At 34.3% G+C, this 21080-nt stretch carries 25 protein-coding genes and 1 pseudogene; 14 read left to right on the forward strand and 12 right to left on the reverse strand.

Features of this window, described 5'->3' with window-relative positions; translation table 11 throughout:
- Positions 1-841 precede the first annotated feature (841 nt).
- Positions 842-2428, reverse strand: a complete 1587-nt coding sequence (locus tag CSUIS_RS02280; RefSeq protein WP_086296937.1) for a flagellin B — start codon at positions 2426-2428, stop codon at positions 842-844.
- A gap of 1154 nt (positions 2429-3582) precedes the next feature.
- Here CSUIS_RS02280 and CSUIS_RS02285 point away from each other — a divergent pair.
- The 3 genes from CSUIS_RS02285 to CSUIS_RS02295 all read left to right on the forward strand — a co-directional run bounded on the left by CSUIS_RS02285 (position 3583) and on the right by CSUIS_RS02295 (position 7006).
- Complete coding sequence (locus tag CSUIS_RS02285) at positions 3583-4641, forward strand: phage portal protein (protein ID WP_086296938.1); 1059 nt, start codon at positions 3583-3585, stop codon at positions 4639-4641.
- Complete coding sequence (locus CSUIS_RS02290; protein ID WP_086296939.1) at positions 4641-6209, forward strand: terminase large subunit domain-containing protein; 1569 nt, start codon at positions 4641-4643, stop codon at positions 6207-6209. The genes CSUIS_RS02285 and CSUIS_RS02290 overlap by 1 nt, the downstream gene beginning before the upstream one ends.
- Before the next feature lie 383 nt (positions 6210-6592).
- On the forward strand, positions 6593-7006 hold the full coding sequence (locus CSUIS_RS02295) for an HK97 gp10 family phage protein (RefSeq protein WP_086296940.1): 414 nt from the start codon (positions 6593-6595) through the stop codon (positions 7004-7006).
- Here CSUIS_RS02295 and CSUIS_RS08705 read toward each other — a convergent pair.
- Positions 6999-7157 (reverse strand): hypothetical protein, encoded by a 159-nt coding sequence (locus CSUIS_RS08705; protein WP_086298547.1) that lies wholly within the window; start codon positions 7155-7157, stop codon positions 6999-7001. The genes CSUIS_RS02295 and CSUIS_RS08705 overlap by 8 nt on opposite strands.
- A 381-nt stretch (positions 7158-7538) precedes the next feature.
- Between CSUIS_RS08705 and CSUIS_RS02305 the strand changes: the two genes are divergently transcribed.
- The gene (locus tag CSUIS_RS02305; protein ID WP_086296941.1) at positions 7539-7976 is read left to right on the forward strand and encodes a Panacea domain-containing protein; all 438 of its coding nucleotides are present in this window, start codon (positions 7539-7541) and stop codon (positions 7974-7976) included.
- Positions 7966-8967 carry a hypothetical protein gene (locus CSUIS_RS02310; protein WP_086296942.1) on the forward strand — a complete coding sequence of 334 codons (1002 nt, stop codon included), beginning with the start codon at positions 7966-7968 and terminating at the stop codon, positions 8965-8967. The genes CSUIS_RS02305 and CSUIS_RS02310 overlap by 11 nt, the downstream gene beginning before the upstream one ends.
- 49 nt (positions 8968-9016) lie before the next feature.
- Here CSUIS_RS02310 and CSUIS_RS02315 read toward each other — a convergent pair whose 3' ends face one another.
- The 6 genes from CSUIS_RS02315 to CSUIS_RS02340 all read right to left on the reverse strand — a co-directional run bounded on the left by CSUIS_RS02315 (position 9017) and on the right by CSUIS_RS02340 (position 12520).
- Complete coding sequence (locus tag CSUIS_RS02315) at positions 9017-9349, reverse strand: hypothetical protein (RefSeq protein WP_086296943.1); 333 nt, start codon at positions 9347-9349, stop codon at positions 9017-9019.
- Between the two features lie 87 nt (positions 9350-9436).
- A complete protein-coding gene (locus CSUIS_RS02320) occupies positions 9437-9727 on the reverse strand; it encodes a hypothetical protein (protein WP_086296944.1) in 291 nt (96 codons plus the stop codon).
- A 175-nt stretch (positions 9728-9902) separates the two neighbouring features.
- Positions 9903-10910, reverse strand: a complete 1008-nt coding sequence (locus CSUIS_RS08430; RefSeq protein ID WP_192940201.1) for a hypothetical protein — start codon at positions 10908-10910, stop codon at positions 9903-9905.
- The gene (locus CSUIS_RS02330) at positions 10879-11088 is read right to left on the reverse strand and encodes an NrdR family transcriptional regulator (protein ID WP_086296945.1); all 210 of its coding nucleotides are present in this window, start codon (positions 11086-11088) and stop codon (positions 10879-10881) included. The genes CSUIS_RS08430 and CSUIS_RS02330 overlap by 32 nt, the downstream gene beginning before the upstream one ends.
- A gap of 548 nt (positions 11089-11636) precedes the next feature.
- Entirely contained in the window at positions 11637-12080 is a 444-nt protein-coding gene (locus CSUIS_RS02335; protein ID WP_086296946.1) for a phage protein GemA/Gp16 family protein, read from the reverse strand.
- The gene (locus CSUIS_RS02340; protein WP_086296947.1) at positions 12077-12520 is read right to left on the reverse strand and encodes a hypothetical protein; all 444 of its coding nucleotides are present in this window, start codon (positions 12518-12520) and stop codon (positions 12077-12079) included. The genes CSUIS_RS02335 and CSUIS_RS02340 overlap by 4 nt, the downstream gene beginning before the upstream one ends.
- 352 nt (positions 12521-12872) lie before the next feature.
- Here CSUIS_RS02340 and CSUIS_RS02345 point away from each other — a divergent pair, with 352 nt between their 5' ends.
- The 3 genes from CSUIS_RS02345 to CSUIS_RS02355 all read left to right on the forward strand — a co-directional run bounded on the left by CSUIS_RS02345 (position 12873) and on the right by CSUIS_RS02355 (position 13829).
- Positions 12873-13127 (forward strand): phage tail assembly protein, encoded by a 255-nt coding sequence (locus CSUIS_RS02345; protein WP_086296948.1) that lies wholly within the window; start codon positions 12873-12875, stop codon positions 13125-13127.
- 211 nt (positions 13128-13338) lie between these two features.
- A complete protein-coding gene (locus CSUIS_RS08435) occupies positions 13339-13509 on the forward strand; it encodes a hypothetical protein (RefSeq protein ID WP_192940202.1) in 171 nt (56 codons plus the stop codon).
- Between the two features lie 11 nt (positions 13510-13520).
- A complete protein-coding gene (locus tag CSUIS_RS02355) occupies positions 13521-13829 on the forward strand; it encodes a BAR domain-containing protein (RefSeq protein WP_086296950.1) in 309 nt (102 codons plus the stop codon).
- A 58-nt stretch (positions 13830-13887) separates the two neighbouring features.
- Here CSUIS_RS02355 and CSUIS_RS02360 read toward each other — a convergent pair whose 3' ends face one another.
- Entirely contained in the window at positions 13888-14676 is a 789-nt protein-coding gene (locus CSUIS_RS02360) for a hypothetical protein (RefSeq protein WP_086296951.1), read from the reverse strand.
- Positions 14677-15089: 413 nt separating this feature from the next.
- Between CSUIS_RS02360 and CSUIS_RS02365 the strand changes: the two genes are divergently transcribed.
- Together CSUIS_RS02365 and CSUIS_RS02370 are read left to right on the forward strand one after the other, a co-directional pair.
- The gene (locus CSUIS_RS02365; RefSeq protein ID WP_086296952.1) at positions 15090-15749 is read left to right on the forward strand and encodes a Rha family transcriptional regulator; all 660 of its coding nucleotides are present in this window, start codon (positions 15090-15092) and stop codon (positions 15747-15749) included.
- Positions 15746-15967: a hypothetical protein gene (locus CSUIS_RS02370; RefSeq protein ID WP_086296953.1), complete on the forward strand. Its 222-nt coding sequence runs from the start codon at positions 15746-15748 to the stop codon at positions 15965-15967. The genes CSUIS_RS02365 and CSUIS_RS02370 overlap by 4 nt, the downstream gene beginning before the upstream one ends.
- A 360-nt stretch (positions 15968-16327) precedes the next feature.
- Here the strand turns inward: CSUIS_RS02370 and CSUIS_RS08680 are convergent.
- A pseudogene (locus tag CSUIS_RS08680) lies at positions 16328-16417 on the reverse strand (type II toxin-antitoxin system HicB family antitoxin); the annotation flags it as partial.
- Between the two features lie 106 nt (positions 16418-16523).
- On the opposite strand from CSUIS_RS08680, the gene CSUIS_RS02380 reads away from it, so the two are divergent.
- From CSUIS_RS02380 to CSUIS_RS02395, 4 genes are all read left to right on the forward strand, one after another.
- On the forward strand, positions 16524-16742 hold the full coding sequence (locus CSUIS_RS02380; protein WP_086296954.1) for a hypothetical protein: 219 nt from the start codon (positions 16524-16526) through the stop codon (positions 16740-16742).
- 9 nt (positions 16743-16751) lie between these two features.
- Positions 16752-18014, forward strand: a complete 1263-nt coding sequence (locus CSUIS_RS02385) for a phage portal protein (protein ID WP_086296955.1) — start codon at positions 16752-16754, stop codon at positions 18012-18014.
- Positions 18015-18100: 86 nt separating this feature from the next.
- Entirely contained in the window at positions 18101-18934 is an 834-nt protein-coding gene (locus tag CSUIS_RS02390) for a hypothetical protein (RefSeq protein WP_086296956.1), read from the forward strand.
- A 172-nt stretch (positions 18935-19106) separates the two neighbouring features.
- Entirely contained in the window at positions 19107-19823 is a 717-nt protein-coding gene (locus tag CSUIS_RS02395) for a phage major capsid protein (RefSeq protein ID WP_236860797.1), read from the forward strand.
- A gap of 506 nt (positions 19824-20329) precedes the next feature.
- On the opposite strand, the gene CSUIS_RS02400 is transcribed toward CSUIS_RS02395, so the two are convergent.
- Both CSUIS_RS02400 and CSUIS_RS02405 read right to left on the reverse strand, forming a co-directional pair.
- On the reverse strand, positions 20330-20869 hold the full coding sequence (locus tag CSUIS_RS02400; protein ID WP_086296959.1) for a GNAT family N-acetyltransferase: 540 nt from the start codon (positions 20867-20869) through the stop codon (positions 20330-20332).
- Positions 20862-21074 (reverse strand): hypothetical protein, encoded by a 213-nt coding sequence (locus CSUIS_RS02405; protein ID WP_086296960.1) that lies wholly within the window; start codon positions 21072-21074, stop codon positions 20862-20864. The genes CSUIS_RS02400 and CSUIS_RS02405 overlap by 8 nt, the downstream gene beginning before the upstream one ends.
- Positions 21075-21080 lie beyond the last annotated feature (6 nt).

A 21080-nucleotide genomic window follows, 5' to 3' on the forward strand; every position in this document is an offset into this window, starting at 1 on the left:
TCCAAAAGCGCATTAAGCATTTATAAAATTAAATTTTCAATAGATTAAAATTGGATTTTAAATATTAAATTTGATAATTTTTATAGCGAAAATTTTATAAAAGCCTTTCAAGGTTGCTGAGCTTTCGCTCAGATTTTATAAAACAAATTTGAAGCAAATAGGGGTCACCCTACGCAGTAGGGACTTCAGGTGGGTCAAGGGAGTGTAACTCCCTGTCGCAAACGGCAACTTGTTGCCGTGCGAAGTTAAGAATTTATTTTTAAGTGGGAAGGGAGACGCTTTTTTGGCAGTTGAGTAGCGTGATAGTTAAATGATGGATAGCCATCATTTAACGATGCTGCGAAACATAAGAGCGAAGCTACCTTGCCCTTCCCCCTTAACAACCCTCAACCCCTTGTAAAAGCCTTTCAAGGGGTGGCTTACGCCACGGATTTTAATAGAGTTGCCGACTTTATGTGGGTCAAGGATTACACTCCGAATTTTCGCCAAAAACTCCTTCGAGTTTTTTATTGCGAAAATTTTATAAAATAAAAATGCCAAACTGGGAAGGGACCCTGATTTTTAAGGGATAGGGGAAACTGTTTTTAACTTCGCAGGTCAGCAAAGCCGACCTTTGAGACAAGGAGCTACGCTTCCTTGACCCACCTAAAGTCCCCACGAGTGGGGTACCCCATTTATGGGGACTTTAGTGTTTGCTACTTTAGGCGTGGCTTTGCTACGCCGTTAAAAGTAGGTAAAAATAGTTTCCCCTGTCCCTTAAAGAAAGAATTTAAAAATTTTGAAAAAGCCTTTCAAGGTTGCTGAGCTAAAGCTCAGCTTTTATAGAAGTTTAAAATTTAATTTACTGTAACAATCTTAATATATTTTGTTGAACTGCATTAGCTTGGCTCATAGCATAGCTACCACTTTGAGCTAGGATATTGAATTTAGAGAAATTCGCACTTTCACTAGCAAAATCCACATCCCTTATCTGGCTTTCAGCGGATTTGACATTGACTTGAGTAACTGTGATATTATTAATAGTAGCTACTAATTGGTTTTGGACTGAGCCTAGGTCTGCTCTTAGTTTATCTAGTGTTTTTCTAGCACTCTCAGCCACATCTACCATAGCTTGAGCTCCACCGTAAGTATTTACGCCACCGGCTTGATTGGCTGTGCTATAAGCACTAGAAAATCCGCCATCAAAATATCCCATAGCCTTAGCCATTGAAAAACTAATAGTTCCTGAATTCATATATTTAAGATTTACTGAAGCTTGATTATATGTTGCACTGGCAATAGAAGCCTCGCTAATAGCTGCTGCCGACATACCGGATACTATAGACATATTATTTAATCCGGCTTTAATATCTCTAGCGTCTTGGCGAATAAATGTAATAGTTCCTAAATATATTAAACCAGCACTATGACCGGTAGCTCCAGTCGATACATTTGCAAGTGAAGCACCAGCTTTAGCACTAAATACTGTTGTTAATCCAGTAGATACTGCACCCATTCTAATAGATCTACCATCTTTGGCGGCTAAAACTAAACGACCATTATCTAGACTTGCTTCTACTCCAGTTTCATCTTTTTTAGCGTTGATGGCTCCGATTAGGGCAGCGTCGCTATCATTAGCTTTTACCTTAATATTGCCAATCTTAACTCCGTTAATAACTAAATCTTTTATATCGCCAGCTGCAACTGGACCAAAAATTTGCGTATTATTAACCTTAACTTTTACGCCAGTTTTATCTGAAACTCCATTCATCATTTCAGCTACGGCTTTGTAGCCATCTTTTTTAAATGTATCATTATCTACTTTTTGAAATTCATAACCATTAGGATAACCATCAATTCCGCTTAATTTAACTGCTACGCCAGATAGTGTTGAAATTGTAGAAAATATCGCATTATTCGTAGTCTCAAACCTCGTATGCCCTATAGTATTTGAATTTGTAGCCCCTATGCTTACCTTAGCAGTCTCATTGCTATAAGCACCTATTTGGAAGTTTTTGTTTGAGAAGTTACCATTTAATAGTTGTTGTCCATTAAAGCTTGTAGTAGTAGCTATCATATCAAGCTCTTCAAGTAGTCTTGATATATCGTTTTGTAAAGCTCTTCTTGAATCACTATTTTGTCCATCTTGAGCTGCTTGGATAGCTTTAGTTTTAATAGTATCAAGTATTTTAATCTGCTCATCCATAGCCTTATCAGCTGTTTGGACTATACCTATAGCGTCATTACCATTAGATATAGCCTGACCTAGAGAATTTGCTTGAGATTTTAAGCTATCAGCTATAACAAGCCCTGAGGCATCATCAGCTGCTGTTTGTATCCTAAGACCAGAGCTAAGGCGACCTAGTGAGCTACTAAGAGCTCTATCATTTACTACTGAGTTAGCATGAGCATTCATAGCTGCTATGTTGGTGTTTATTCTAAAACTCATATTATATCCTTTTAAAAGAAATTTGCCTTAAGCTTAATCCTTTGCTTAGGCTTATTTGATTATATCGCAAGGTAGATTAAATTGTTTATATGGGGGGGGGGGAATTTAACACTTTTTTTAAAAAAAGTGCAAATTTAATATAAATTTTTCAAATTTTCATTAAATTTGGCTTAAATTTAATAAATTACTCTAGATATTAACCAGATGAAAATTTAAGAAAATTTATAAATTTAGGCTGTGAGATAAATTTGTAATGGTTTTATAATTAAATTTGGGAAGATGGTTTTTATTTTTTACATTTTCAAATTTTATAATAAGAATTTTGTATTTAATATAATAAAGAAATTATTTTTCTTTTTAAGGGTAACCCTACGGAGTAGGGACTTTAGTATTTGCTACTTTAGCACGGACTTGTTCGTGCGTTAAAAGTAGGTAAAAAATAGGATAGGGGAAACTGTTTTGGCTTTCAAATTTTAGTTTCCCCTATCCCTTAAAAAAAGAAATTAAAAAATTTGGAATTTTAAATATTTTTTGATTTTTATGTTAAGCGAAGTAATCTATATTATTTTATTTTTAAGGGGGAAAGGGGACGCTTTTTGGCAGATGAGTGGTGCAATAGTCAAACGATACTAACTATCGTTTGGCGGCACTACGAAACATAAAAGCGAAGCTACCTTACCCTTCCCCCTTAACTTACACTCCAAATTTTCGCAATAAAACAACCATTTAGGTTATTTTACTTTTGCGAAAATTTTGAAAAAGCCTTCTAATGTTGCCGAGCTACGCTCAGCTTTTATAAAATAAAAAAGCCAAACTGGGAAGGGGTTGGGATCTTAAGGGATAAGGGAAACTATCTCTATGTTCTTTTAACGCACAAAATTTTCGCAACAAAAAACTCGAAGGAGTTTTTGGCGAAAATTTGGAATAAAAACCAAAATCCGTGCTAAAGAACCAAACACTCTTGTGCTTTGCACTCTCTTTGAGAAAGTCCTCATAAATGGGGTACCCCGCCTGCGGGGACTTTAGGGGTTTCCAAAACCAGCGAATGCGACGGCTTTAGCCGAGGTTTCTGTGAAAGGCTCACCTTTGGTCGCAAAGACTAGCTTGGCTCTAGCGAAGTAAAAAGTAGTTAAAAATAATTAAAAAGGATATAAATGAAACTTGTATATAAAAGTAGCTTTGATAGTAAGCAACTATTAGATGATAGCATGAGTGATGAGTATATAGATCCATTTTGTGATTTTGATATGCTTTTAGATCTATATTACGCAAATGTTTATCACGCAAGAAGCATAAGAATAAAATCAAATTTACTCTCTCAAATAGAGATAGAAAAGAGTAATATAGATAAATTTCTACCAGGCGGTATAAGCCCAAAATACTTTTTAAAAGTTTTTACTCTAAATTTAGAGCTATACGGAAATGCTGGGATTGAGAGTGCTGGGAATAAAAATAGCTTTTATATGTATAATATAAAAGGCAATAAACTAAGGCTTGGCAAGCAGGGCGAAATTTTCCAAGTTTTAAATAGTGAAGTTAAAAAGCTAGATGGATTTGTCCTTAAATACTATAGCCCCAAAAGCCACTACTATGGTGAGCCTGATTATTTAGCTACACTTAAGCAGATTATGCTAAATCAAAAAGCTGATATTTACAATGAGAAGTTTTTTGATAATGGGGCTAGACCAGATATGGCTATCATATATGAAAATGCCGAGCCTTCACAAGAGCAGCTAAATGCCTTTAAAGATTTCTTTGGAAACTCATTTAAAGGCTATCAAAACTCACATAATACTCTAGTTTTATTTGGCAATGATATAGGTGATAAAGATGCAAAAATTCGCTTTGAGAAGCTTGGAAATATAGAAGATATTAGCTTTGAGAAGCTTAAAAAAGTAGCTCGTGATGAGATAGTAGCGGCTCACGGCTTACCGCCAAGGCTTTTAGGCATTACTGAAAGCTCAGCTCTTGGGGGAAGCGGTGAACTTATAGGACAACTTCATCAGTTTAACGAGATAGAGATAAAGCCAAAAATTGAGCTTATAGAGAGTTTTTTTGATAGTATCAATATAAAGCTAAGGCTTAAACCAATTGATGTAACTAACTTTAAAGATGATGGCGAAATAGTAACAAGTCTTATAAATAGCGGTATCATAAGCGTCCATGAAGCTAGAGAGATCTTAGGCTGGCAAAAGAGCTTAAAAGGACAATAATGAAATATACAAAAGAGTTTAAAGAAGAGTGCGTAAATTTGCTTAAAAGTGGGGTTTCGGCTCTAGCGCTTTCAAAACAGACAGGAGTTAGCCGTCCCACACTAGCTAGTTGGCTAAAGGCTTATGAAAAAGAGAATTTTAGCATAGAAAATGCTATTAAATTTACTAAAGCCAAAATTGGAGAGCTAAGCAAAAAGCCTAACCCATCAACCGATGAAGTTGTAATGATGAGTGAGCTAGTTTCTGCTTTAGCTAAGCTTGAAAATGGCGTAAAAAAGGTAAAAAGCATAAAACCACGCCCAGTTATAAATATGAACTCACCAACTGCTAATGAGCTAAAAAAACGCATTTTAGACCATGGCGGTCTTTTTAACTACCAGCGTCAATTTTTAAACTCAAATGATACCTTTAGAATAGTGCTAAAAAGCCGCCAAATAGGCTTTTCTTATGTTAGCTCAGCTGATGCACTAATTGGCGCAGTAGCTGGGCGTAATCAGCTATTTTTATCTGCTAGTGAAGAACAAGCTTTAATCTTGATGAGATATATGCGAAGCTGGGCTAAGGAGTATGGCATAAATTTTGCTAAAGATAGCGAACACGAAGTAGTGCTGGATAACGGCGCATATATAAAATCTCTAGCTAATAACTTTAGAACCGTTCAGGGCTTTACTGGTGATATCTGGATGGATGAGTTTGCCTGGTATCCAAACCCTAAGAGAATTTGGCACGCATTTGTCCCTAGTATCGGAGTTATAAAAGGCCGATTAACCATACTTTCAACGCCATTTGAAGAGCATAGCCTTTTTCATGAGCTTTACAGTGATGAGAGCAAATACTATATGTTTAAACGCTTTTGCGTAAATATCTATAGAGCTATAGATGATGGGCTAGACTTTGATCTTGAGACTATGAGAGATCTCTTTGATGCTGATACCTGGGCGAGTGCTTATGAGTGTCAGTTTGTAGATGATGAGAGTAGTCTGCTTTCAATATCGCTTATAAAATCTTGCGTAGATGACAAAGCCGCTTACTTCACGCCAAAAAGTAGTGAGACAATTTATGCTGGATTTGATGTAGGTAGGGTAAATGACCGCTCAACCTTAGCTGGAGTTATCTTAGAAAATGGAGTGTATAAAACTGCTATGATGGATGTGCTAGCTAAGGCTAAATTTGAAGAGCAAAAAGAGCATTTAAATGCCTTTTTAAAGACATATCCGCTTAGCGTTTTAAAGATAGACAAAACTGGTATTGGTATGAATTTAGCTGAGAATATGCATAGTAAATTTAAAAGTAGAGTAAGTGGCGTGTGGTTTTCTAACACTAGAAAAGAAGAGATGGCGCTAAATTTAAAAAAAGCCTTTGAAGATAAGCTCATCAAGATACCAAATGATCCACTTTTAATAGCTGATATCCACGCTATAAAGCGAACTATAGGGGCTAAAAGCTTTAAATACGATGCTAAAAGAAATGAATACGGACACGCTGATCGCTTCTGGGCTTTAGCCTTAGCCCTATCTCACATTAGCATAGTAAGAAGCAAAAAAGGCGGCGGAGCATTGATTATATAAATATAGGGTTGCCCTTATTAAAATCTGAGCTTTAGCTCAGTAACCTTGAAAGGCTTTTTCAAGGGGTTAGGGGTTGTTAAGGGGGAAGGGGTAGCGACTGCCAAAAAAGCGTCCCCCTTCCCCCTTAAAAGAAAAAGAATTTCTTTGCGATAAAAAATTTTTTAAATTCTTTTCTTTAAGGGACAGGGGAAACTAAAATTTGAAAGCCAAAACAGTTTCCCCTATCCCTTAAAATCCCAACCCCTTCCCAGTTTGGCTTTTTTATTTTTACTCCAAATTTTCGCCAAAAACTCCTTCGAGTTTTTTTGTTGCGAAAATTTTGTAAAAGCCTTCTAATGGGTGGCTAACGCCACGGATTTTAATAGGTTAAATAAAGGATATAAATGAATATAATTTACAAAAAATTTCTATTTAGAGTTGGCACTGAGACGGCAAATGAAGCTAAAACTATAGCTCCATATAAAACAGGCAATCTAAAAAAAGATATAAAAGTCATTAGCTATAGCCATAAAAAAGTAGTAGTAGGCAATACAAAACTCGCACCATATGCTAAATTTGTATATTTTAGCACTAAGCCACATATGATTAAGGTTAAAAAAGCTAGGGCTCTAGCAAATAAAAAATCTGGCGTAGTCTTTGGTAAGAAGGTAAATCACCCAGGCACAAAGGCTAATGCGTATCTAAAAAACGCTTTTGATAATTATATAAGAAGCGAGGGATTTACAAGGGCAAAATCCGCCCTTGTAAGAGATATAAAACAAGGCATCATAACTGATATTAAAAAGGGCTTTAAATAGAGTTTTTAAGGGCATTATCTAAAGCCCTTATATGACTAAAGCTCATATGGTATAGCTTACCGCAAGCGACTTTTAACATTGCTTCCATTTTATTAAAGGCTTTGATAAACTCTATTTTCCATCTATAAGCCTTCTCGCCAGTAAAGCCCATAACGAGCAGTGAAAAGCCGGCGCTAAAAGCTTTATTTACGACAGCGACCGAAACGAGCACGGCCACGCAGATAGGTTTTGCGCTTTAGCGCTTGCATTAAGCTATTTTGAAAAGGTTAGGGATAAAGGGGAAAGGCGTATATAATAAACTAGATAATGGCGTAAGCCACCTTTTTATCCGCTTATTACTTTTGTTTATTTATACAAAAACCCTTTAAAATACCGTGAGTATTTTTGAATTAATTGCATAATTTAATATTATTTGGTATAATTTTTGCTAAAATAGGTTTCAAAATTTATAAATATACTTAAAAAATTTAGAATACTAATTGTATCAAAAATTTAATATAATTTAACTATAATTAAAACGAAAGGAGTAAAAATGAAAGCGTTAGAGGTAGCAAAATATGTTGTAACAAAATGCAAAAAAGAAGAGTGCCCTATTAGTAACTTACAGCTTCAAAAAATACTCTATTATATACAGCATGATTTTTTAAAAAAAAATAACAAACCACTATTTGATGATGATTTTGAAGCTTGGAAATTTGGACCGGTTGTACCTAGCGTCTATTATGAGTACTCATATTTGGGGGCATTAAAAATTTATGAAGAATATGACAATTACGATAAAATAATACAGAATTTAGGTGATAATATTTCACTAATAGACAGTACTGTCTGCAAAAAACGCAATATGGATCCTTGGACGCTAGTTAGCGAGACGCACGCGAAAGGTAAGGCATGGGATATTATTTTTAAAGATGGTGCTGGATTTGGAGATGTGATACCAAAACAGCAGATAAAAGATAATGCTTTCTGATATAAATCCTCATCTTGATAAAAAACACCTAATCATAAAAGATGTTTTGTGCTCTTTGTCTAAACAAAACGCCCTACGAGATAAAAGCGGTCAGTTTAGGCTTAACGGCAATATCGATAAATTAAAAGAAGTGTATGTTAGTAGTACCGACAACGCCAGCGAAGATTTTAGGCATAAATATTCAAAAATTTTCCTTATATTATCAAGAATAGACAGAGAGAAAAACGAACTAAGTATAGATAATTTAATGGAGGCGATAGAGGAGGCTAGAGCTTATATTGAAGACGAAAGCAATGGTTACTCCACTAATTTTGTGAATAAATTTTTAAAACTATACGATCATGTTGTTTTAGAAATTTTACAAATAAAATACATGCGTGAAATTGAAAATAAAGGTGAAAATAATAATTCGGAGACTATAAAAAAATTAAAAGAAGCACAAATATTAGCCGAAAATGCAAGCAATAGTGCCAGTAAGGCAACCAAAAAAATAAACGATATGCAAAAAGAATATATTACTATTTTAGGTATCTTTGCCTCTATCGTTTTTGCATTTGTTGCAGGGCTTACTTTTTCTACATCGGTCCTTTCCAATATACACCAAGCAAGTGTATACAGATTATCGTTTATCGTTTGTCTAATAGGTCTATTTATAACAAACATATTACACTATTTATATGCCTTTATCAGAGAGATACATTTTTCAAAAATAAATCAGGACTTCGAAAAACAAAAAGAGTGCGCTATTTCCTTAAAATCTTTAAAAAACGGATTTTGTAATAGCTATATTTTTAGATTTAATTTACTTATTACATGCATTATGTGCGCAATTTTTATATATTGGCGTTTTTTTGATATGAATACTAAAAACTACATCGACCAAAATACTAGTAAAATACATCAGCGTACTGAAGGAAACAGCACGGCTGGGAAGGGTAACGACTCTATTGTCGAGCCTAATATAAACAAGAATAATAGTAATACTCAATAAATTTAAATATTTAAACTACTTATTGTTAAGTGTTTTTACCCTTTTAGAGTTATCCTTTAAAATTCGCTTTGATATACTCTAGCGCATCTATGAACGAGCCTTGAAATTTGGTTATTTCTTTATCGTTTTTAAGTACGAAAAATTCACAAATTTCACTCATTATCTTATCATTTTTAGATATTTTTATATCATCATCACTCAGCGATACATCAAAAAAGCCCATAATCAAGCCGTTTCTAACGCAAACTGTGGCAAATAAATATTTATCTGCACACTTTTTATCATAATCTTTATTATCCCAAAGATTATATCCCCTCTCATATACTCCCCACTCAATTGGTTTATTGTTATAAAAATCTAAATAAAGGTTAAATTCTCTCATTTTTACGCCTTTTTATAAAATATTTTATTTATGTTTATACTTATAAAAATGTTAATAAAGCCCATTTAAATGGCTTTTAAATAGTGGTTATCCTTTAAAATTCGCTTTGATATACTCCAAAGCATCTATGAAAGTACCGCTGAATTTATGACCGTTTGCTAATACTTCAAAGTCGCAAATTTCGCTTAGTTTTTCGTAATTTGGGTTCTCATCAAAAACTGGTAATATTCCAAAAATATAACTAATAACGCCATTTTCATCTACTCTATTAAGATTATTTAGCTTATCATCGCTTTTATTATCGTGATACTCCCAATTTTTCTCACATATATCCCACTCTATTCCGCCATACCCTATAGTAAATTTGCGATTTTCCATTTTATCACCTCTTTTTTGTCATATTCTGAAACATCTTTAAAATAATCAAAAGATTTTTTCTTGTTCTTACTAGGCTTAAAGCAAGTTACTATCTCATCGCCGTTAAAAACAATAAAATAGCCATTATCGCTAAAGGCGTTTATATAGTCATTTTTGGCGTTCTTAGCTACTATATTTATAGAATTAACGCCTTGACTATATCGCTTTTAGGAGCTTTTTTATGTAGTGGCATAGAGTGATTGCCACTGCCAAAATAGTTATCTTTGCTTAGCACTCTTTCTACCCCAGTTTTATCTATATGTTTTACTACTTCATCTTTGCTTAATGGGCTTGTATTTTTCATCATTACGCCATCTATCACCTCTTCATCAATCCACACAGGCACCACCTCCGTGCGACATCTAAAATGATATGGTGGTAATCCAAAATTCTTAGGCAAAATCTTACCATAAAATGCACCATTTCGCCAAGTAGCTGCTGCTTTTTTCTGGGCTATACTTTTAGCGTTTTGGATAGCTTGACTTTGAGCCTCTATATGTGAAGCTGGCACTATGCGTCCATTCATAGATCTGCAACACTCGCTAGTCCTGCTATCTATCCTAGCTACTACTTTATAGTATTTCACGCCGTTTTTAGAAGCTTCATTGACCCTTGAGATATTTTGCATTTGGCTGATGATATGATCGCTTACCCCTTCAAAGTAGCTAGTATTGACTGATAATACGCCTTTGAATTTCTCTCTCATTATCTCCCCAGCTTTAACTCTTGGGATTTTGCCTTCAAATATCTCTTGTGTAATATCCTTTAGCTCATCGCTTACCTTAGCATTAAACTCCCCTTTTATCCAGTAAAAGTTCTCTCTCATAACCTTTATAGCCCTAGCATCAACACTATCAAATCTCAAATCACTCCTACCACCCACCCCTTCTAAAAAACTACGATACAGATCCTCATAATTTATATCTTTTATATGAATATCTAAATTTTCTAATCTATCTTTTATGATGCTCTTTAGCTCAGGGCTATCATAATTACTCATCACAGCCATATAGATCTCTTCTAGCGCCTCTTTTAGCTCTTCATTTGCCCTAGCTCCAAGCGTTGTTATCATCTCATCTATCAATTTTTGCTTATCTTTGCTCTTTGCGATTTTATGTTTTATTAGTTTTTGTATTAGACTCATCTATATACTCCTTAAATTCACTCACTAAGTATTTAGCCTCTAAATGCTTTGCTAAGACTCTCTCATTTGTCTCAAATGTCCTATGACAAGCATTACACCGCCTAAAACGCCTATTTTCTAATCCTTTAATCGTGGCTATCACGCTAGTTTTACCATTAGCACAGAATGGACATATCATAGTAATTCCTTAAAGCTATTTTAACTTCGCAAGACGGAGCTAAGCCCCACTTTGCGACTAAAGTTTAATTTACACAATATTATTCTTATTCTTAAGTGGGAAGGGGGACGCTTTTTGGCAGACGCTACCCCTTCCCCCTTAACAACCCCTAACCCCTTGTAAAAGCCTTCTAAGGTTGCTGAGCTATCGCTCAGTTTTAAAAATAAAAATGCCAAACTGGGAAGGGGTTGGGATTTTAAGGGATAGGGGAAACTGTTTTGGCTTTCAAAAATTTAGTCCGCGTTAGTCGGACGGATAACTTTAGTGTTTGGTTCTTTAGCACGGATTTATTCGTGCGTTAAAAGAACATAGAGATAGTTTCCCCTGTCCCTTAAAGAAAAGAATTTAAAAAATTTTGTCGCAAAGGTCGGCTTCCCACTTAAAAAGAAAAAGAATTTCTTTAAAAAAACCACCCCTAAAGGGGTCGCATTCGCTGGTTTTGCTATTCCAAATTTTCGCCAAAAACTCCTTCGAGTTTTTTGTTGCGAAAATTTTCTTTAAGGGACATATCATATTTTATCCTTAGATTTTTTATATTCTAAAACCTTGCTTAGGATATATATCAGCTTAGAGGCGTTTTGTGGCTTTAGCTTTAAGGGGTTGCCTATTATATGCATCTTATCTATCATAAAACTAAGTAGCTCTTTATGGCTCCAGCCTATAGCGACCCTTAGCTCTTCTATTTTTCTTGCTTGAGCGAGGCTAGATATCTCCTTACTAGCTCTTTGTATTATCTCTCTACCAGCTAGGTCTTTAACTGGCTTAATATCCTTGCCATTTAGCATATCTAGAAGTGTTTTTAGCTCATTAATGCTAAGCTTAGCTGAGCTTTTAACCCCAAATTTATCTTCTAAATACCCTTCCCACGCCTCAAGCCTTTTAAGCTCCACACATCCACGGTGGATATGCACTTTAGCTAGTAGATTTTTTCTATATTCTAATATCTTACTCACTCTTTCTCCTTTAGTTTTATAGCTTCTCTAAACTGCTCAAAAAGAGCGTAAATTTGTGGATCTTTTGCGTTGTTTTTAAAGGTAGAATTACAACGACTCTTAACGCTTTTTTGCTCATTGCTACGCAGCTCTTTTTTAGGGATTATTACCCTTGCTTCAATGCGTTTTGGGATAAAATCTAGCTCTTTAAATGCTTTAGATCTTCTTTTGTAAAACTCTCTAGCCCTAGCTAAAAACTGCTCTTTATCAGCGTTAAACTCCATTAGTGCTAAATTGTGATTAAATACTATTGTTAGTAAGTGATCTTCGCACTCAACACTACTAACATACTTTTGTAAATGCTCCTTTAGTCCAGCCATAGCTAGAGCCTTGCCTAATCTATATCTAGCTACTGCTGGGATAGCAGAGCCTATATCTATAGTGTTCTCTATGAGTGCCATCATTATCTCCTTATTAAACCTTAATAAAGCGGTGCTTACACCGCTTGATAAAGCTTAATTTAACTATTTTTAACTTCGCTAGAGCCAAGCTAGTCTTTGCGACCAAAGGTGTCAAGGATTACTTAACACTTCTATCTAAAATCCGTGGCGTTAGCCACCACCTTGAAAGGCTTTTTCAAGGGGTTAGGGGTTGTTAAGGGGGAAGGGGTAGCGACTGCCAAAAAAGCGTCCCCCTTCTCACTTAAGAATAAGAATAATATTGTGTAAATTAAACTTTATCGCAAAGTGGGGCTTTGCTCCGTCTTGCGAAGTTAAAAGTAGGTAAAAATAAATAAAAAAGGAGAAATAAAAGATGAAAAACAACATAATTCAAGAGAACAATGAAAAATATACAGTAGTTACACTAAGCGATGAAAAAGAGGTAAAAATCAGACATCCAAAGGGTCGAGATGTAAGATTTATGATGAGTGGTAACGGAGCAAGTGATAGCGATCTATTATTTAGGCTTACAAGCAATCTTACTTGCTTAAGTGAAGAGGAGCTTGAAAATTTGGACGCAAAAGATTGCACAATGCTTTTAAAAGAAGTGAGTAATTTTTTAGCATAGCCCACAGCTCTAGGGGGCGTGGCTTTAATAGGTCATGCTCTACACTTTTCATATAGTGAGATTATGGGTATGGATGTGGGCGAGTATAAGGAGTATTTAAAGATAGCCAAAGAGATTTTAGAGGCTAAGGCGTAATTTTTTGCGTATCTTTTTGTCTATAAATCTCAAAAGAGCACCCAAAAACAGGGCAGTTAGTGGATAGGTGATAATCATGATAAATAGAGTTACAAGGTTTTTTGAGATTATATCTAAAAAAGCTTTTAATTTCATAGTCATAAACGCACCAAGCCATAATCCAGGCACTAATAAATATAGCCCAGCTATAAAAAGTATCTCTAATAGACATATAAGTATTCATTCTCATATGTTTATTATACTATAAAAGGAGATTTTTTGCAAAATGAAGTTTTAGGCATTTCAATAGGACTTGCTATAAAAGGTATAGGCGAAATATCAAAGGTTAATAGCTCTTTTGCAAATTTAAAAGGGGCAATTAGGCAAAGTGAAGGTAGCCTAAAAGGCTTTAGTCGCGAACTAGCAAAAGTAAAAAAGTTTGAGGATATAAAGCTAAAACTAAAGGTAAATGCTGAAGAGTTAAAGGCTGATTTTGCTAGTGCGACATCTCTTATAGCAAGAGGTGCAGCCATAGTACTACCTATAAAAACCGCTACTCTCTTTGAAGAGAGTATGGCTGATGTGTGAAAAGTAGTGGAGTTTGAGCGTTAGTGGGCTAAATCTTAGCCCACAATTCTAAAAACTATTAAAATATTTTTATCTGTAAATCTTTTAATATGAGAATAAGCTTTTTTCTTTTAGTAAAATCTGAAGTCGTTACGATAGTATACCCTTGTTTTTTTATTTCCCATAATATTTTTCTAGCTATATTTAATCTAGAATATAGTTTTTCTAGCTGTTTTTCTGACATTTGAGTTTTTCTTAAACAATACAAGAAAGGCTTTTCATCCTCATCTGTATCTTTATCTGTATGATTTAATACTTTTTTAAAATCTATATCTTTGCTATATTTACTTGCTATAAATTTATCTTCTAAAATTCTTTGTCTCATGTTGTTATAAAATTTATCTAAAGAACCATTCGTGAGTATTTTAAATAAAATATTCTCAGGAACTTTGGTTAGATATTGATTTCTAGATATGATATTGTCTATATTTAGAGCTGTATAATAATAGGACTCTTCATATATTAATATCATATGAAAAGCAATGCTATCTACATCATAAATATCGAAGTATAAATTTACGCTAACATTATTAAATTTATAGTTCAATTTTAGACAGTCGTCTTCTTTTTGAGAAGTTTGTAAATTATACTGGTTTGTCAAAAATGCTCTTATGTCAAGCATTTTGTCACTTTCAATTTTTTTTTCTACATTTTCATAATTTTCTAACCAGCTATCAACCCACTTTGGCGTTTCTCCCTTTGTATTCCAGTTCACGACGCCATTATAAACAGCTCCAACCATATTTGCAAACTCTTTTTTTGTTAAATTTAACTCGTTTAATTTTGTTTCAAATGTTTGTATATCCATCTTTATCCTTTATTTTTCATTATTATATATAAAAGTTCATAAAAATATACTTATTTTTTAAAAAAAATACAATAAAAATGTATAAAAGGATTGACATTAGTTTAAAAATAATGTATAATTACAGCATAAAAGATATAAAAAAATGTATCTTTTAAATCTAAACGAAAGGAGTTAGCGAAATGGCAAAGTTAGATTTGATGATTAAAGTAGCCGCTTTAATCTATATAATCTCAAAGATTATTCAGATATGGATAATCTAAGAGCAAGGGGCGAAAGCCTCTGACTTATGCCATTTCGTTAAGTCATTTTACACGAAAGGAGCTTAAAATGAGCGAAATTTTAGAAGTAGCCGAAGTTTTGTTACTTGCGTATATCGCAATAAACATTCACAAATTAAATCTAAAGGAGAAAAAATGAACGAAATTATCGTTATAAATGGTCAAAGTGTAGAGTTTGAAGTGGCAGATAGTGGAGTATTTGCCACTTCTTTGGATGTCGCTCAGGTTTTTGAAAAACGACACGCGGATATTATAGCTAAAATAGCTGAATTTCCAAATGATGAATTTCGTGAGCGGAATTTTTCGCTTACGGAGCGAACCGCTAAATTTGGGGCTGTCATGCGAAGTGAGCCGTATTATAAAATTACCCGTGATGGCTTTTCGCTTTTGGTTATGGGCTTTACGGGAGAAAAGGCTTACAGGTGGAAAATTGAGTTTATCAAAGCATTTAATCTAATGGAAGCAGAGCTAAACCGCATTAAAACCGCCCAGCAAAGTAGTAGCTTAAATCTCCAATCCAAATTCGCTGAAATTTTATCTGCTTTAAAAGAAAAATCAAGCCAGGCAGATGAGTTTAAGCAAAAGTATTATGAGAGTTTAGAAAATGAAGTTGTGCTTTTAAGGCAAGTAGCAAATCAGAGTAAAAAAGAAGCTATCTATAACACAAAGCTAAGCCAAGCTGAAAAGGAAAATATCATAAAGCTTTATAAAAGTGGTCTAAGCCAAGCTGAAATTTGCCGCCAAACTAATAGAAGCGACGCGGCAGTAAGAAATGCTATAAGGGGTGCATTATGAGAGAAGTTAGTATATCTTATATTGATGAAGTTAATAATACAAAAGATACATTACTAGGGCTTAGCGTTTTGCTTTATGGGCTTGGTAGAGTTTGCGAAGATTGCGATGGGATAGAAGGGTTAGAAGAAGCACTATATATGCTTAATAATATTTGCTTTTGTACGGCTAATAAATTACAAGATGAAGCCGCATCCAAAGCACAGATTGGTGCTTTATAGATAGAAGTGGTAAAAATATGAAAAATGGTGAAGTTTGGGCTGTTAATACCCAGTAGTCATCAAAGAGTGCTATATACAAGAAAATGAGCTTATACTAGTATCATTTAATCCTGCGTATAAACCAGTTAGATTGTATATTTGTGAGTGTCAGTTAGTAGGAAAATTTATAGGGTTGCTTAGAAAGAATTAGTTAGATATTTTATTTGTATTCAATGATTGAAATATTTAAAAAATGGTGGCGGGGGGGGGGATAAATTTAAATATTTATTTGCGTTTAAAATCAAACTATTTTTTAGTGTGTTTTTAAAGTAGTTTGATTTTAAGCAAAAAATTGTTTGATTTTAAAAAGCGTTTTACAATATCCAAATACTGAGCGAAATACTCCTCATCACCTAGCTTTTTAACGCTTATTGTGTATGGTAAATTTAAGTAGTAGTTTAAATCTTTCATTTTTTATCCTTTATTATTTATACTTACTATTATACACACTTTTTATAAATAATCAATTTTATCTACATTGTATAACAAATCAGGTAAAAGGATATAAAATAACTCTATGACAACACAAGAAAGAGTAGAATTAATCGACCAAACCATAGATAGCGTTTTATCAAATCTACAAAATGGAATTGAGATAAAAGAGTACTCAATTGATAATCTTAAAATCTCAAAGCGTAGCCCCCTTGAGCTTATTAGTGAGCTAAGAAAGATGAAAAAAGAGATTAAAAAAGATGCACAAAATAAAAAGGTGCGTAGTATGCAATATTATTTTTAAAGGTCATAAATGTTTAAGTTTATGAAAAAGCAAAAAAAGCAAAAACGAAAAATAAATTTTTTTAATTGGCGTAGCACTAACCCAAGCCTAGTAAAACAAAACGAAACATATAAACTAGCCATAAACCAAGATCCCGACAACGCCAACAAAATACTAAGAAGCCAAGCAAGAACAATAAGCGTAAGCAACTCATTAGCTAGTGGTTTTTTTGAAATGATTACGAGTGAGATTTTAGGAGAACAAGGTTTAATCCTTGATGTTACTACTGGCAATCAAACTCTAGATAAGAAAATCGAGGATATGTATTTTAACTGGGAGAGCCAGTGCTGTCCTTATGGGGTCTATGATTTTGAAGATATAGAGGAGATGGCAGTTATATCATTTTATAGAGATGGCGAGGTATTCATAAGACTACATAAAAATAGCTCTTTACAAATAGAGCTAATAGATGCTAATTTAATCGATAATAACTACACAAATGAAGCTAAAAATATAAAATACGGAATAGAGAGGGCAAAAGATAGCCTAAAACCAATTTTTTACTATGTTAGAAAAAATGACAAAGAGCTTTTAAAAATTCCAGCTGATGAGATGATACATATTAAAAAATCTCTCATACCACAGCAATTCCGTGGTATCTCAAAAATGGCAAGTAGTATCATAGATATAGAAGACAAAGATCGCCTAAGAAGCAGTGAGCTTGATCGTGCGACTTTGTCATCAAAGATAACGGGATTTTTTATCCGTAAAAATGATGATAGCATTAGCTTTGATGAAGAAGATGCTACTACAACTGAGCTAACCCTACCTACTAAAGCTGAAGTTGGCAAAATGAGCGTATTAGATGAAGATATGGATGTCAAATTTGTAGATAGCCACGCTCCACAAAATATAGAGTATTATCTAAAAAGCACTGATAGAGAAGTAGCAAGAAGTTTAGGAGTTAGCTATCACACTTATACTGGTGATTTAAGAGAAGTTAATTACAGCTCAATCCGCCAAGGCACAACAAGCGAAAGGCGAAATTTCAGAAGATTTCAAGGCTTTTTACGGCGTAAATTCCACGCACCTGTATTTAAAGCTTGGTGTGAGTGTGAGCTGCTAAATGGAGCAATTACCACAAGTGAATATAAAAAAGTGGTATCAAACTTTACATTTAAACCTCAAGGCTGGGAGTATATAGACCCTACTAAAGAGGTTAATGCCAATAAAGTTGCTATTGATAGCGGATTTAAAAGCATAACGGAGGTATTGCGTGAAAAAGGAATATAACATGATAATTTCATAAGTGATTTAAATAAAGATTTACAAATCGTAGAGCTTTTAAATAAAATTAAACAAACAAAGGAGATTAAATCTTGAATATAGAAGATCTAGGTAATGTAAGAGAGTTTGAAGTAAGCATATCAAATAGTGCTTTTAATGATAATGATAAGACAATTACCTTTATAGCTCTTAGCAAGGACAACTTGCATAAAAGAGTGGATTTGTGGGGCGAAGAGTATTACCTTAGCGTTGATACTGCTAAGGTAAATTTTGAGGCGACTACACTTTTTAAAGATCATAAAGTAAGCTTTGATAATGCTATAGGCAAGATCATAGAGACTAAATTTGAAAATGGCAATTTCAAAGTAAAGGTCAAATTTGATGACAATATCAAAGAGAGCCGTGAAGCTTACGCTAAATATAAATTTGGTCTTAGTGATAGTGTCAGCGTGGGATTTGGTGATTATGAGATTAAAGAGCTTGACAAGATTGATGGTATTAAGCATTTTGAGATAGTAAAAGGCAGTATAATCGAGCTTAGTGCCGTTTGGCAAGGAGCCGACCCAAACGCCAAAACGACAGCTAAATTTAATAGACAAAAGGAGATAAACAAAATGAGCGATGAGGTAGTAATGCAAAACGCAGAACCAAAACAGACAAAGCTAAGTGGGGAGCTAAACAATACAGCTAAGCTAGAAGCTTTAAAAGCAGAGCAAAACTCTATTATAGAGTTAGGCGAACTTATGGGTATGAATGCTTTAGCCCTAAGCGCTATCAAATCAGGCAAAAGCTACAATGAATTTAAAGAAGAGGTAAAAATAAATAAAACACAAAATAACAAATACGAAACAGTCCATTTTAATAAAAATTCTAAAAAAGAAGATATCAAAGCCTTCAGCCTTGCTAATATTTTAAGGCACTATTGATAATAGCATAGACCTTGATTATGAAAATAGCTACCAAGGAAGTAACGGATTTAGCTTACCTAATGAGTTTATAGCTAAGTTTGCAAGTATAAGTACCACCGCAAACACTGCTATTATAGAAAACGCTTATAGGGGTGATCTATTTATAGCAGATCTTAAAAAAGAGAGTGGAATTTTAGATAAATTAACATGGCTAGAAAATCTAAGCTCAAATATAGATATACCAAGGGATAATTCAAATATACAAGCTGAGTTTATAAATGAAGGAGCTAGTGCGGCAGAGCAAAATACCAGCTTTGATACTATATCGCTAAGACCAAATACGCTAAGTGCTAAAGTAACAATCACTAGAAAAATGCTTTTAATGTCTAGTATTGACCTTGAAAACTATGTTTATACACAAATGAGAACGGCGATCAGGCGCAAATTAGAAACCCAGCTATTTTATGGTAAAACAATAATAAAGGGTATATTTGAAATAAGTGGTATTCCTAGCATAGAAGGATATTTAACCGCCCCAACATTAGCTAAAACGCTTGAGTTTAGCTCAAAGCTATATGAGAATGAAATTGATACTACTAATGTTAATTTTGTTTTAAATGGGACTTCAGCTAACACACTAAGAGCTACAAGTAGAGAAAACGGCACAGAGAGAAAATTACTCGAAGGTAATGATTTACAAGGTTATAATATTTTACAAAGTTTTGCGATAAAAAACGGCGATATCATATTTGGCGATTTTAGCAAAATTTTTGCTGGTAGCTTTGGAAGTCTTGAAGTAATGCTACGCCTAGTATCTGGTGGAAGTATAGAGATAGAGGCATTCTTTGAAGTAGATATGAAACTAGCTAAAGAGAGCGCATTTGTAGTCTCAAAAACAAGCGCGTAAGCCAAGAGTAAAGCGTGGCGAAACTAGTTTTACTAGTGAGCCACCCCTTAGAAGGCTTTTTCAAGGGGATAGGGGTTGTTAAGGGGGAAGGGCAAGGTAGCTTCGCTTTTATGTTTCGTAGTGCCGTCAAACGATAGTTAGTATCGTTCGACTATAGCACTACTCATCTGCCAAAAAGCGTCCCCCCCCTTCCCACTTAAAAAGAAAAAGAGTTTCTTTGATATTCCAAATTTTCGCCAAAAACTCCTTCGAGTTTTTTGTTGCGAAAATTTTGAAAAAGCCTTCTAATGGGTGGCTTACGCCACGGATTTTATAAGGGTAACCCTACTTTGTAGGGGCTTCAGGTGGGTCAAGGGAGCGGAACTACCTTGTCGCAAAGTGGGGCTTAGCTCCACTGAGAAGTAAAAAATAATATAAAACAACCATTTAGGTTATTTTACTTTTGCGAAAATTTTGAAAAAGTCTTTTAAGATTGCTGAGCTATGCTTAGTTTTAATAAAATCAATTTAAGCCAATCCAAGCTTGTAAATTAGGCTATCTCGCATTTGGTAATAATCATCTTTGTTAAGCTTAAAATATATACACTGATTATCTGTGTGGGTGGATTTGAAATTTAGCATTTTAGCCATGCGAATGGCGCGTTTATTTTCTAGTTTGCAATATGCTTTGAGCCATTTAAGCCCTAAAATTTCAAATGCCATATCATAGATAGCGCAGTATGCCCCAAGAGTAATCCTAGCCTCATCAAATTGCTTTGGTATCACCATAATCTCGCCAGGTATAGCGGTGCGATCTTGCCAATTAATTTGCTGAAAACAAAAATACCCAATAGCCACGCCACCCACAAAAGCCATATAGTAAAGCGAATTTGGCTGGTTTTGAATGGAGTTAAACCATTTTAATTGCTGCTCTTTTGTGATATGAGTGCCATTTTGGTTTAGCATTACTTTAGATATTTTTGGGTCATTTCGCCACTGGCGTAAAATCTCTATATCTTTTAGCTCTAATCTTGCGATTTTAACTCCATATCTGATAAATTCACTCATTCATCAAATCCAATATATCGCCAACTACTTTTAACTCTTTAAGCTCATCATAAGTAAGCGTATGGTTATAATCATCAGCTAGCATAACAATAGTGCTAATCTTACCCATAGAATCCCACTCGGCTAGTGAATCTAGCGGAGTTTGTGGGGTGATTGGCTCATCGCACTCTATGGTATCTTTGAATTTAGCTATCTTTTTATCCATCTTAAT

The sequence above is a fragment of the Campylobacter porcelli genome (assembly GCF_002139855.1).
In the GTDB taxonomy this organism is placed as follows: domain Bacteria; phylum Campylobacterota; class Campylobacteria; order Campylobacterales; family Campylobacteraceae; genus Campylobacter; species Campylobacter porcelli.

What these genes read in the sequence shown, in the direction of transcription:
- CSUIS_RS02405 (WP_086296960.1), bottom strand. Translation starts at nt 21,074, where the DNA reads ATGGATAAAAAGATAGCTAAATTCAAAGATACCATAGAGTGCGATGAG.
- CSUIS_RS02330 (WP_086296945.1), bottom strand. Translation starts at nt 11,088, where the DNA reads ATGATATGTCCATTCTGTGCTAATGGTAAAACTAGCGTGATAGCCACG.
- CSUIS_RS02340 (WP_086296947.1), bottom strand. Translation starts at nt 12,520, where the DNA reads ATGGCACTCATAGAGAACACTATAGATATAGGCTCTGCTATCCCAGCA.
- CSUIS_RS02285 (WP_086296938.1), top strand. Translation starts at nt 3,583, where the DNA reads ATGAAACTTGTATATAAAAGTAGCTTTGATAGTAAGCAACTATTAGAT.
- CSUIS_RS02305 (WP_086296941.1), top strand. Translation starts at nt 7,539, where the DNA reads ATGAAAGCGTTAGAGGTAGCAAAATATGTTGTAACAAAATGCAAAAAA.
- CSUIS_RS02380 (WP_086296954.1), top strand. Translation starts at nt 16,524, where the DNA reads ATGACAACACAAGAAAGAGTAGAATTAATCGACCAAACCATAGATAGC.
- CSUIS_RS08705 (WP_086298547.1), bottom strand. Translation starts at nt 7,157, where the DNA reads ATGGGCTTTACTGGCGAGAAGGCTTATAGATGGAAAATAGAGTTTATC.
- CSUIS_RS02320 (WP_086296944.1), bottom strand. Translation starts at nt 9,727, where the DNA reads ATGGAAAATCGCAAATTTACTATAGGGTATGGCGGAATAGAGTGGGAT.
- CSUIS_RS08435 (WP_192940202.1), top strand. Translation starts at nt 13,339, where the DNA reads ATGATAAATAGAGTTACAAGGTTTTTTGAGATTATATCTAAAAAAGCT.
- CSUIS_RS02400 (WP_086296959.1), bottom strand. Translation starts at nt 20,869, where the DNA reads ATGAGTGAATTTATCAGATATGGAGTTAAAATCGCAAGATTAGAGCTA.
- CSUIS_RS02345 (WP_086296948.1), top strand. Translation starts at nt 12,873, where the DNA reads ATGAAAAACAACATAATTCAAGAGAACAATGAAAAATATACAGTAGTT.
- CSUIS_RS02280 (WP_086296937.1), bottom strand. Translation starts at nt 2,428, where the DNA reads ATGAGTTTTAGAATAAACACCAACATAGCAGCTATGAATGCTCATGCT.
- CSUIS_RS02385 (WP_086296955.1), top strand. Translation starts at nt 16,752, where the DNA reads ATGTTTAAGTTTATGAAAAAGCAAAAAAAGCAAAAACGAAAAATAAAT.
- CSUIS_RS02370 (WP_086296953.1), top strand. Translation starts at nt 15,746, where the DNA reads ATGAGAGAAGTTAGTATATCTTATATTGATGAAGTTAATAATACAAAA.
- CSUIS_RS02295 (WP_086296940.1), top strand. Translation starts at nt 6,593, where the DNA reads ATGAATATAATTTACAAAAAATTTCTATTTAGAGTTGGCACTGAGACG.
- CSUIS_RS08430 (WP_192940201.1), bottom strand. Translation starts at nt 10,910, where the DNA reads ATGAGTCTAATACAAAAACTAATAAAACATAAAATCGCAAAGAGCAAA.
- CSUIS_RS02310 (WP_086296942.1), top strand. Translation starts at nt 7,966, where the DNA reads ATGCTTTCTGATATAAATCCTCATCTTGATAAAAAACACCTAATCATA.
- CSUIS_RS02315 (WP_086296943.1), bottom strand. Translation starts at nt 9,349, where the DNA reads ATGAGAGAATTTAACCTTTATTTAGATTTTTATAACAATAAACCAATT.
- CSUIS_RS02365 (WP_086296952.1), top strand. Translation starts at nt 15,090, where the DNA reads ATGAACGAAATTATCGTTATAAATGGTCAAAGTGTAGAGTTTGAAGTG.
- CSUIS_RS02290 (WP_086296939.1), top strand. Translation starts at nt 4,641, where the DNA reads ATGAAATATACAAAAGAGTTTAAAGAAGAGTGCGTAAATTTGCTTAAA.
- CSUIS_RS02360 (WP_086296951.1), bottom strand. Translation starts at nt 14,676, where the DNA reads ATGGATATACAAACATTTGAAACAAAATTAAACGAGTTAAATTTAACA.